The 10,421-nt window shown below is 71.2% G+C and carries 15 protein-coding genes; 8 read left to right on the forward strand and 7 right to left on the reverse strand.

From position 1 onward, the window contains the following. Positions 1 to 134: 134 nt before the first annotated feature. From VGJ14_13830 to VGJ14_13845, 4 genes are all read right to left on the reverse strand, one after another. Positions 135 to 332: a hypothetical protein gene (locus tag VGJ14_13830; GenBank protein ID HEY2833502.1), complete on the reverse strand. Its 198-nt coding sequence runs from the start codon at positions 330 to 332 to the stop codon at positions 135 to 137. A 176-nt stretch (positions 333 to 508) separates the two neighbouring features. Continuing rightward, complete coding sequence (locus tag VGJ14_13835; protein HEY2833503.1) at positions 509 to 679, reverse strand: hypothetical protein; 171 nt, start codon at positions 677 to 679, stop codon at positions 509 to 511. Positions 680 to 702: 23 nt separating this feature from the next. Then, on the reverse strand, positions 703 to 1,434 hold the full coding sequence (locus VGJ14_13840; protein ID HEY2833504.1) for a ferredoxin reductase: 732 nt from the start codon (positions 1,432 to 1,434) through the stop codon (positions 703 to 705). After that, a complete protein-coding gene (locus tag VGJ14_13845; protein HEY2833505.1) occupies positions 1,409 to 2,020 on the reverse strand; it encodes a sulfite oxidase-like oxidoreductase in 612 nt (203 codons plus the stop codon). The genes VGJ14_13840 and VGJ14_13845 overlap by 26 nt, the downstream gene beginning before the upstream one ends. Positions 2,021 to 2,863: 843 nt before the next feature. Here VGJ14_13845 and VGJ14_13850 point away from each other — a divergent pair. The 5 genes from VGJ14_13850 to VGJ14_13870 all read left to right on the forward strand — a co-directional run bounded on the left by VGJ14_13850 (position 2,864) and on the right by VGJ14_13870 (position 4,976). After that, positions 2,864 to 3,391, forward strand: a complete 528-nt coding sequence (locus VGJ14_13850) for a hypothetical protein (protein ID HEY2833506.1) — start codon at positions 2,864 to 2,866, stop codon at positions 3,389 to 3,391. Between the two features lie 35 nt (positions 3,392 to 3,426). Continuing rightward, positions 3,427 to 3,564: a cold shock domain-containing protein gene (locus tag VGJ14_13855; GenBank protein ID HEY2833507.1), complete on the forward strand. Its 138-nt coding sequence runs from the start codon at positions 3,427 to 3,429 to the stop codon at positions 3,562 to 3,564. Between the two features lie 163 nt (positions 3,565 to 3,727). After that, on the forward strand, positions 3,728 to 3,970 hold the full coding sequence (locus VGJ14_13860; GenBank protein HEY2833508.1) for a hypothetical protein: 243 nt from the start codon (positions 3,728 to 3,730) through the stop codon (positions 3,968 to 3,970). Continuing rightward, positions 3,967 to 4,362: a type II toxin-antitoxin system VapC family toxin gene (locus VGJ14_13865; protein ID HEY2833509.1), complete on the forward strand. Its 396-nt coding sequence runs from the start codon at positions 3,967 to 3,969 to the stop codon at positions 4,360 to 4,362. Before VGJ14_13860 ends, VGJ14_13865 begins: the two co-directional genes overlap by 4 nt. 230 nt (positions 4,363 to 4,592) lie before the next feature. Then, positions 4,593 to 4,976 carry a hypothetical protein gene (locus VGJ14_13870; protein HEY2833510.1) on the forward strand — a complete coding sequence of 128 codons (384 nt, stop codon included), beginning with the start codon at positions 4,593 to 4,595 and terminating at the stop codon, positions 4,974 to 4,976. 49 nt (positions 4,977 to 5,025) lie between these two features. Here VGJ14_13870 and VGJ14_13875 read toward each other — a convergent pair whose 3' ends face one another. Together VGJ14_13875 and VGJ14_13880 are read right to left on the reverse strand one after the other, a co-directional pair. Next, entirely contained in the window at positions 5,026 to 5,871 is an 846-nt protein-coding gene (locus tag VGJ14_13875; GenBank protein HEY2833511.1) for an SGNH/GDSL hydrolase family protein, read from the reverse strand. Between the two features lie 140 nt (positions 5,872 to 6,011). After that, positions 6,012 to 6,329 (reverse strand): hypothetical protein, encoded by a 318-nt coding sequence (locus tag VGJ14_13880; protein ID HEY2833512.1) that lies wholly within the window; start codon positions 6,327 to 6,329, stop codon positions 6,012 to 6,014. 109 nt (positions 6,330 to 6,438) lie between these two features. Here VGJ14_13880 and VGJ14_13885 point away from each other — a divergent pair, with 109 nt between their 5' ends. Next, complete coding sequence (locus VGJ14_13885) at positions 6,439 to 7,323, forward strand: alpha/beta hydrolase (GenBank protein ID HEY2833513.1); 885 nt, start codon at positions 6,439 to 6,441, stop codon at positions 7,321 to 7,323. 28 nt (positions 7,324 to 7,351) lie between these two features. Here the strand turns inward: VGJ14_13885 and VGJ14_13890 are convergent, their stop codons facing one another. Then, positions 7,352 to 8,545 carry an acyl-CoA dehydrogenase family protein gene (locus tag VGJ14_13890; GenBank protein ID HEY2833514.1) on the reverse strand — a complete coding sequence of 398 codons (1,194 nt, stop codon included), beginning with the start codon at positions 8,543 to 8,545 and terminating at the stop codon, positions 7,352 to 7,354. A gap of 126 nt (positions 8,546 to 8,671) precedes the next feature. Here VGJ14_13890 and VGJ14_13895 point away from each other — a divergent pair, with 126 nt between their 5' ends. Then, positions 8,672 to 10,024 carry a hypothetical protein gene (locus VGJ14_13895; protein ID HEY2833515.1) on the forward strand — a complete coding sequence of 451 codons (1,353 nt, stop codon included), beginning with the start codon at positions 8,672 to 8,674 and terminating at the stop codon, positions 10,022 to 10,024. Continuing rightward, on the forward strand, positions 10,002 to 10,421 hold a 420-nt coding region (locus VGJ14_13900; protein ID HEY2833516.1), incomplete at its 3' end, for a hypothetical protein. The genes VGJ14_13895 and VGJ14_13900, both read left to right, overlap by 23 nt.

Consider the following 10,421-nt stretch of genomic DNA (forward strand, 5'->3'; position numbering starts at 1 on the left):
ACTTCAGCCACTCGTGCCGCCCCGCCACGTAAAGGAGCGAGGCGTCCGGGCGCAGCCGCAGCACGGCGATCCCCGAGGCGCGCAGCTCGCGGGAGACGACCTCCGCGCACGACTCCCAGCCGGGCAGACCTGACCTACCCGAGCGGCATCTGGCTCAGGTCGAAATACTCCTCGATCCGCGTGATGTGCCCGTCCCGGCACTCCACCTTCAAAATCGCCGGACAGTTGATCTCGTTGCCCGCCTCCCCGCGCCCCCGGATCACATGCTGCTGCACGAAAGCCCCCGGCAGGAAAGTCCGCCGGACCTCCTCGAACCGAAACCCCCTGGACATTCTTCGACACCCACCCGAGCACCTCGAGGTTCTCCTCCCGGGTCGAGGCGTAGTCGTCGAAGTTGTGCCAGATGCGCGCCTCGGGGGCGTAGATATCGCGCAGCTGGCACCGGACACACCCCGCCCGCCTCTTCCCTGCGCGGGAGGTCGATGGGTCCGCGCGTTCTGACGGCCCGTCACTCCCCGGCGTAGGCCTCCGGATCGTCCAGGGTCAGCCCGAGCTCGTCCAGCTCCCGCTTGTCCAGCAGCAGCTGCTCCTGCACGCTGACCTCGTCGTCGTCGATGGCGTCGTCGGGGAACTCGGCGTCGGCGCCGGGCCCGTCGATCTCATAGCCGTCGCGGTCCATGCGTGTTCCTCCTGTGGGCGGTCTCATCCGGTGGGGCCGAAGCGTTCGACGCGGATCCGGTCGGCGGGCACCCCGAGGCTCATCAGCACATCCCCGGCGTGCTCGGCGAACCCGTTCGATCCGCAGAGGTAGACGGTCGCGTCGGGGCGGATCAGCCCGGCGAGGTCAGCGACCGAGAGCCGACCCGGCGGGCGGGCCGTCCCGACCGGCACCCGGCGGGTGAAGACCACCGTCGTCTCCGGGCCGGGTAGTTCATCGGCGTAATACAGGTCCTCCACGGTCCGCACCGAGACCACCAGCCGCACCCGCTCGGCGCGATCGGTGGCCCGGGCCAGGCGCAGCATGGCCATGAACGGCACCACCCCGGAGCCGCCTGCCAGCAGCAGCGCCGGCGTCTGGCCGTCCCACACGAACCACCCGCCGATCGGGCCGCGTACCTCCAGCTCATCGCCGAGCACCACCACGTCGTGCAGGAACGTCGACACCTCGCCGTCCGGCAGCCGCTCCACGGTCAGCTCGATCTCCCCCGTGCCGTCCGGGGCCGAGGCCACCGAGTACGACCGGGACGCGGTGTAGCCGTCGGGAGCGGTGAGCCGCAGTACGTAGTGCTGCCCGGCGCGATGATCCGAGGGCTGCGGCAGCGCCAACCGGAACGTCTTGGCCCGCGCGGTCTCGGTCCGGATCGCGACGACCCGGGCCGGCTGCCACGGGATCGGCCGGGCCGGGGGCTCAGTCGCCCTGGTAGCGCTGTTCATGCCAGGGATCCCCGCGGTCGTGGTAGCCGTTGCGTTCCCAGAAGCCGGCCTCGTCATGGTCGAGGATGCGCAACCCGGCGACCCACTTGGCGCTCTTCCAGAAGTACAGGTGCGGCACCAGCAGCCGGGCCGGGCCGCCGTGCTCGGTCGGCAGCGCCGCGCCGTTGTAGTCCCACACCACCCAGGCCCGCCCGTCGGTCACGTCGGCCAGCGGCAGGTTGGTGGTGTAGCCGGTGTGGCTGAAGGCCAGCACGTGACTCGCCGTGGGCAGCGGCCCGGCGGCGTCCAGCAGCGTGTCCACGGAGACCCCGGCGAAGCTGACGTCGAACTTCGACCAGGTGGTCACGCAGTGGATGTCGCCGTGGAACGCCGCGGGCGGCAGGGCCTGCAGTTGCGCCCAACTCCACGTCGTGGGCCGTTGCACGAGACCCTCGACCCGGAACGTCCAGGTGTCGGTGGCGAGCTTGGGTGTCAGCTCCGCGGCGAGCACCGGCCACTCCTTGCCCACGTCGTACTGGCCGGGGGGCAGCCGCCCGTCCCGGCCGGCGGAGCGCCGCCCGGTGAATCCTCGGGTGATCCCGGCCACCGCGTGCCCGTCCGGTCAGCCCGCGGTCGCCGTGCGGGCGGGTGAGGTGATCATCGACACGACCCTACCAACGCGCCTTGAACGCCGCCGCGCTGTGCCGGCGCACCGCGGCCGGCGCCCGGGGGCCGCAGCCGACCAACGCCCGAGCCATCTGAGTTACCGTCAGACCGGACGAGCGCGGTTCGCGACTTCCGTGGCGCCATGGCAGGACGCGGCCACAAGGGCCTCTTGACCACCACGGGAGCGTTCACGAGTGAGGCAAAAGCACGGCACTGTCTAGCCCCAACTTTTGGCTCGCCGGGTTTCCCATCGTTGGAATGGCGGTACGTCATTTCGAGTCGCCTGGCCCGCCCACCTCGCCGAGGTGACGGCGGGCCTTCGCGTCGTCGGCCAGCGCCGACCACCGAAGCGCACAGTTGGCCGGCACCGACCGCGATTGCATTGAATGAAAGGCGCTACTGCTCCCCCTCGAGCGCCTCGTGCGCCCGCCCCACGATGCGCCGGTCCGGATTCCCCACCACCCCGAAATCCTTGTCCGGATAATCAAACCGCGCCGGCCCGTGCCGGATCGCCTCGATCCGCGCCCGCCGCTTGCCGTTGCCTTTTCACCACGGCCCAGGGCGCGTCATCGGTATCCGTGTGCTGGAAGATCGCCGCCTTGGCCTCGGTCTAGGCGTCCCACCGGTCCAGCGAGGCCAGGCCATCGGGGACCGCTTCCACTGCCGCACCGGGTCGAGGCGGTGGACCCGTCCAGCCCGCTGTTCGGGTTCCTGGTCTAGGTATCCCGGTCCGGCGCCCGCGGGCCGGACCGAGTTGACCGGGTGCGGTGGCAGGCTGACGGGCATGCGGCGGAGCGAGGACCCGGACCAGCTGCCGCCGCCGATCACGCTGCGCTGCACCGGCAACGTGCTCAAGCTGCTGCGCATCCCGCCGGCCCAGCTGCACAGCGCCCCGGCCGCCGCGCAGGACTGGTACGCGAACCTGCTGTGGCTCGACCGGCGCAAGTGCCTGCTGGTCACCCACGCCGCCACGTTGTTCTCGGTGTTCCTGCCCGACGTGCGGGCCGCGGGTCTGCGTCCGATCGGGGCCGCGGTGGTTCCCGCGGTGCGCACGGCACTCGCCGCCGAGGCCCTGCCGGCCGACACCTTCGGGCCGCTGAACGCCGTCACCCTGGCCAAGACCGCCGACCGTCAGGTCCTCGCCGTCATGCGGGACCTCGCGGTGCTCTGCCAGGCGGCGGTTGCCGACGCGGGCGGGTTGGCCCGCGTCGACCTGGCCGGGTTGCACCACGCCGTGCAGCGCAACCCGAGCCGTGCGCGGGGATACGAAACCGCCATCGATCTGGTGCGCCGTCAGCTCGGGGAGCCGTAGGCACGGTTCCGGCCGGCGATTCGGGCGCGCGTTCCGTGGGTGAGTCCGGGCTGCCCGGCGTGGAGGAGTTGGGACGACCGGCCCACCGCTCGCTGGACGAGAACCAGCGCGTTTCCTACGAGGTCACCCCGGGCGCCAAGGGCCCGCAGGCGACCGGCGTCCGCCCCGTCTGACGTAAGACCAAGAAACAGGAGCCTCCCCGCGCGCCGGGGAGGCTCTTTGCGGTGGCCGCCGGAGCAGGTCGAACAAGCACGATCTCACCTCGCCCGGCGCTGCCGCGGGTCATTCGACCGAGCTCTGCATCCGAATCAGCGCTCTTAGCGCTATAATGCATGCATGGCCACCATCCAGGTCCGCGACATTCCCGATGACGTGCACGCGGAGTACCGGGCCCGCGCGGCGGCCGCGGGCATGAGCCTGCAGGAGTATCTGCGGGCCGAGCTCGTCGCGGCGGCGCGGACCCGCACGCCGGCGCAGATCGCGTTGGAGGTCGCCGCCGAGCGTCACATCCGGGGCGATGTCGGCTACAGCGCCACCTCCTCGGCCGCCTTCGTCCGCGCCGATCGCGACGCCCGGTGAGCGTGCTCGACGCGTCCTTGCTGACCGACGCGCTCATCGGCGCTGGACAGCAGGGCGACGCCGCCGTCGCGCGGGTTACCGCGACCAGCGCGTGGCATGCGCCGCACCTGCTCCCGGCCGAGGTCGCCTCCGCGGTGCGCGGCCTGCTGGCCGCCGGGCAGATCAGCTCCCCGGTCGCCGCCGCCGCGCTGGATCGGCTGCGACAGACGCGTATCCGTCTGCACGCCTTCGACCCGTTTGCCGAACGGGTCTGGGAATTGCGGGCGAACGCCACCGTCTACGACGCCTGGTACATCGCGCTGGCCGAGCGGCTGGACGTGGCACTGGTGACCCGTGACCCGAAACTCCAGAACGTGCCGGGGGTCCGCTGCCCCGTCGAAGTCGTTCCCTGACGGACCGTCAGCCGGGGAACGGCGCCCACCCGGACAGTATCCGCCGCATGAGGCCGTCCATGCACATTGCGCCAGTAGTGACGGGAGAAGCGGCGGGATCGCCCCTCAGGTGGCCCTGCCGCTCGATGCATTGAACGAGATCCTGTCCCGCACATCTTCCTGACTCCTTCCGGGACTCAGCTCCCGCGTCCGGTTAGACGCATCCTTGGCATCCATCGCCAAGCCCTGCCGTGGGCGTGGTCAAGGCGGGTAGCGCCGGGGTCGACTCCACTGAGGTGACCCGCAGCCACGCCGCCGAGCGAGCCGATCGATCCTCGGCGACCATTCCCCGCCCGCGCGCAGCCGGGGAAACCGAGGGCGCGCTGGAGGTCCGGGAATGGCACCGCTACGGCCGCCGACGCCTGTATGTGCGCACAGCGGATGGCCGCACCGTGGGATGGCTCAGCCTGAACAACGGGTCAACCAGGCTCACCGGCGAGGCCGAACGGTCGCGGTTCCAAGCAGCCATCGTGGAATGGTTCGCCCCACCGCCGGCGCCCGCCGTCGCCGATGCGCAGCAGCCGCGGATTCCCCGCCCACGTCACCGCCGTGCCGGTGCCCATAGGGCGCGGTGATCCGACGCTGCCGAGTGCCAAGACGCCCCGACCGCCCGGCCGGGCACAGTCAGCCCGTGGGCAGCGGCCGATACACGATGCGGGCGAGCAGGCGGTGTCCGGCGGCGTTGGGATGGTCCCCGTCCGCGGCGAGCAGCGCGGTCGGGTCCTGGTGTCCATCGCTGCCCTTGAACGCCGCGTAGGTCGACACATACATGGCGTGCCCGGTCCGGGCCGCGGCCCGCAGCGCCCGATTGGCCCACCCGGTGGCGGACTCGGCCGCCCTGACCCCGCCCGCACCGTAGTCGCGACGCCCGACCTTGCCGTCCTCCACGACATTCCAGTACCCCAGCACCACGATGTGCACCGGGCCGTCGTGCACCAAACGAATCTGACCGATCGTCCTCTCGACGTTGGTCCGCACCTGCCGCGCCGCGGCCCGGTACTCGGTGGTGGCGCTCGCTCCGTTTCGGACCCGCTTGAACGGGTGGTAGAAGTCGTTGGCGCCGATCATCAGCAGCACGGTGGTGGCATCGCTCAGCGCGTGGCGCACCGCGGGTTGCCGCAGCTGCTCGAGCACGTCCTCGCTCTGCGCGCCGCCCTGCGCGAGGTTGGTCACCACGGCCCGGTGCGGGGCACGGCGGGAGACCAGGTCGCCGTAGGCGGACACGAAGTTGCGGCAGTCGCAGGCCGACCCGGCGGGCACGGAATCACCCAGCGCGACCACCGCAGCCCCGCGCTCGGCGCCCGGCGTGCCGCGCTGCGCGGCAGCCGCGCCGGCCGGGGCGACCCTCGGCGGCGCAGCGGTCGCGTGGGGGGCGTGGAAGGTGGCCCCCGCGGCGGTTGCGCAGGTCAGCGAGGTCATGGACAGAGCGGTCACCAGGATGCGACGCACGTGATCCACCCAGGTACGCATCCGGTCCCCCGTCGGACGTTCGACAACTCGCTGCGGTGCCACCTTTCCCCGCCGGCGACAAATAATCACGCAGGCACGCCCGAGGTGACGTGCGTCCCGGGCTGGGCGAGCGCCGCACGGCCGTGCGAGACCGCCGCGGGTCAGCTGGCGGGCCGCGCCGTGCAATCAGCCGGGTCAGCCGCCACGATCTCCGGGGACGCCTCGAATCTTCCGTCCGGCGGGGGCCGCACCCCGAAGCCCACCCGCAGTCGCCCGACCCGCGCCTGGATATCGGCCGGACCGGCCGGACCGCCGTCCCGGCGCATCGCCTCGGCCATCCGCATCGCGAGGCGAGCACCCGCCGTGCGGGCCCCCGCCTCGGCGGAAAACGGCCCGGCCAGCACCACCGCGTCGAGCGTGAAGACATACCAGGCCGGTATCCGGTCCGGGAACTGATGCGGCCCTGCGGCATACGCCACCCACACAGCATGACAGGTCAAACTGTGAGCACCGCAGAAACGGCCGGTCCACCTCGACATCACGGTGCGGCCCGGGCTCACCGAAGCCGAACATCCGAGGGGGAGCCAGATGACGGTGCAGGAACACGACGTGGCCCTACCCGGCGGCCACCTACGCGTCCTGGAGGTGGGCCGCCCGGGCGCGCTGCCCGCCGCGGACAGCGAGGTGGTCGTCCTGGTGCACGGCCTGGCGGGCGGGGCCGCGACCTGGGCGCCGCTGTTGGCCGAGCTGGACCGCCGCGACGTCGCCTTCCCGGTCATCGCACCGGATCTGATCGGGCACCCCAACGCCGACTACTCCCTGGGCGGCTACGCCAACGAGATCCGCGACCTGCTCACGGCCCGCGGCCATCGGCGCGCGACGATCGTCGGGCACTCCCTGGGCGGCGGGATAGCGCTGCAGTTCTGCTACCAGTACCCGCAGATCTGCGGCCGGCTCGTGCTCGTCGACGCCGGCGGCCTGGGCCCGGAGCTGCATCCGGTGCTACGGGCCGCGACGCTGCCCGGCGCCGAGTGGGCGCTGCCGCTGCTGGCCCACACCCGGGTGATCAGCACCGTGGGTTGGCTGGTGGACAGCGGACGGGCGATCCTGGGACGCGGCACCACCGGTCACCACACGCTGTCCGCGTTCGGCTCGCTGGCCGACGGCGCCCGGCGCCGGGCCTTCGTGATCACCGCACGCAACATCATCAACATCGCGGGGCAACGCGTCTCCGGTGTCGACAAGCTGCACCTGACCGCCGAGGTGCCCACGATGATCGTGTGGGGCGGGCGGGACCCGATCATCCCGGCCGCGCACGCGCGGCAGGCCACCGCCGCCCTGCCCGACGCGCGCGTGGAGGTGTTCGAGAACGCCGGGCACTTTCCGCACTGCGATGAGCCGGTGCGCTTCGCCGACCTGCTGCTGGACTTCCTCGCCGGCACAACACCGGCCCCCTACAGCACGCAGCGCTGACCCACCGGCCGGCGGTCCGGGAACGAACTCACTGCCGCCACGGCGGCACCGCGCCGGGCTTGGCCACCCGCCGCGCCACCACCATGCGGTGCACCTCGTCGGGCCCGTCGTAGATCCGCGCGTAGCGGGCGTCGCGATACATCTTCTCCAGCGGCGTGTCCTCGGTGACCCCCAGCGCCCCGTGCACCTGGATCGCCCGGTCGATCACGTCGTGCAGATACTGCGCCCCGCGGAACTTGATCAGCGAGATCGCCACCCGGTCATCCCCGCCCTCGTCCACGATCCGCGCGGCGTCCAGGGTCATCAGCCGGTGCGCCTGGATGTCCGCGGCGGACTCGGCGATGTAGCGGCGGATCTCCCCCTTCTCCGCCAGCAGCGACCCATGCGCGTAGCGCACGTTCGCCCGCGCGCACATCAACTCAAACGCCCGCTGCATCTGCCCCAACCAGCGCATGCAGTGGAAGATCCGCCCCGGCCCCAGCCGCGTCTGCGCGATGACGAAGGCCTCCCCACGCGGGCCGAACAGGTTCGACGCGGGCACCCGCACGTTCTCGAAGCGCAGCTCCCCGTGCCGCCCGGAGGTGTGCCCCATGGTGCGGATGTCGCGGACGTGGGTGTAGCCGGGAGTGCCGGTCGGCACGATGATCGCGGAGAACTGCTGGTGCGGCGCGGCATCCGGGTCGGTCTTGCACCACACCAGCACCGCCGGGGACGCCGAGGCGTAGGTGGTGAACCACTTGCGGCCGTTGATCACCCACTCGTCGCCGTCGAGCACCGCGGTGGTCTGCATCTGCGTGGGGTCCGACCCGGCCGCGTCCGGCTCGGTCAGCCCGATGCCGATCCAGTGGTAGTCCCCGCGCACCAGCGGGTCCAGCCACTGCCGCTGCTGCTCCTCGGTGCCGTAGCGCTGCCACATGATCGTGTCGTGCTGGGTCAGCGACCCGACCGACAGCATCCCGAACTCCGAGCGCCCGATGATCTCGTTCAGGTGCACGAACTCCATGAACGACAGGCCCTGCCCACCCAGGTCGACGGGGTGCCCGAGTGCCCACAGGCCGCGGCGTCTGGCTTCCTCGCGCAGGCCGTCCACGGCCTTGTCCGCGGCCGGACCGCCGTCGTCGATGAGTTGCTCCAGCGGGCACACCTCGTTGTCGATGAAGTCGAGCATGCGTCCGCGCAGGTCCAGGACGCGGTCGGTGAGGCCGGGGGCTTGGGTCGTCATGGGCGCCAGTGTGCTCCGGGTGGGCGCGGGGGCGGCGGGCGGGCCGGGGCCTCGACGCCGTGAGCCAACAGTGCGATGTTGAGCCGTGATCGGACGACCCAAGGCAGGCGCGATGGCGGGTCAGCGGTGAGCCGCCCGCTGGACTGGGCGCCGCTCACCGAGCGTGATCCCCTGCCCGGCGACCCGGACCTCATCCTCGGAGAGGCGAACCGGCTACGGCACATGGCCATCGAGATCACCGGCCAGGTCGACAAATTGCGCCAGGTCGGCCGCACCTCGCTCCAGGGCCAGTACGCCGACGCGCTGAACGACGAGTCGCTGGAGGTGGCGAACAAGCTCGAGAAGGTCGCCGAGCGCTACCGGGCGGTGTCGACAGCGCTGTTCGGGTGGGCACCGGACCTGGCGGACCTTCAGACGGCCACGGTCAAGGCGTGGGACAAGGCGCAAGAGGCGGAGCGGCTGCGCGGCCGCAACCCCCACTCCGACCTGCCGCCGCTGTTCGCCTACCAGGCGAACCCGATCACGCCCGACGAGTCCGACCCGGCCGTGGCGCTGCTCGTCGAGGCACGCCGGGAGTTGCAGGCCGTGCTGGCCCGGGCAGAGCAGCGGGATCGGTACTGGGCGCACCAGATCGCGAAGGCGGTCGACGACGACCTCACCGACGGGTTCTGGGACCGGGTGCACGGCGTGGTGCAGCACGCCAGGCACGCCCTCGGGGAACTGGCCGATCACCTGGGGTATGTGACCACCGCGGTGGCGCTGGTCGGGTTGGCGGTGCCCGGCCTGGACCTGGTGATCCTGGGTCTGGCGCTGGCGACGACAGCCATCGACACGAAGAAGGCCATCGAGGGTGGGTCCTGGTTCGACGTGATCCTGGACGGGGTCGGGCTTTTGAGCTTCGGCGGCGGCAAGCTGATCGGTAAGGGCCTGAAGGGGACGATGACCGCGACCCGCGCCGAGGCCGCCGCGGCGGACGGTGCCGAGGCGGAGGAGGCGGTGCGGCGGGTTGGGGCGTCGGCCCGCGAGACCGCGGAGAAGGTCGCCCACGATTCCACGAAAAGTCTGGTCGAGAGGCGAGCAGCGGACCTGGAAATTGACCAGATCGACAGCAACGTCCTGGTCGCCGAGGACACTGCGTCGCGTGCGGTTCTGGACACGCCATTGGCCGAGGCCAAGTTCCGTCAGGTCCTCCTAGCCGGCGACGAGAAACATGTCCGCCTGATCAACACGACCAAGCAGTTGGTGGCGGACCATCCCGGCAACGACGCGGTGCGGATCGCGGCGATGAAACTGCGCGGACAGATGTTGGCCGGGCGCGCCAACTACCTCGGCGTCACCGCGCTGGACCTTGGGGACAAAGGCGCCAAGCAGGCTGCCGACCACACACCGTGGTCCTGGGCCCACTCGTACCGTGACTTCCAGGAACGCTTCACACTGAGCGAAGGGACGCTGGAAGATGAGCCTGCTGCGTCGAAATAAGGACAGCGGTTCTGCCGGCCTCACCGCGAGCGACGTCGGGCACACCCAGTTCGGCACACCGCTGGAAGAAGTTCTGGTCGCGAGGTCCTCCCCTGACGCCCTGAAGTGGCTCCTAATTCCCAACCACTGGGGCGACGGTCTGCGATGGAGTGGCCCCGGCCAGTGGGCCGAGCACAACGGCCCCGAGGTTTGGGCGCTCTGGCAGGAGCTGAACCCGGGGGCGCCAGATCCCGAAACGACGGCAATCGCACGGACCATCGTTGAGCTGAAGAGTTACGCCGAGAAGTTCGGCGGTTTTCGTCGCGAGGAGCCCTTCGAGATCATCACCTACCTGCACCTCCCCAGCCCCACCGTGCTGGCCCTACCGGTCCGTGTCTTCGTCGACGACCGCCCGAAC

Source organism: Sporichthyaceae bacterium (assembly GCA_036493475.1).
Taxonomy (GTDB): Bacteria; Actinomycetota; Actinomycetes; order Sporichthyales; family Sporichthyaceae; genus DASQPJ01.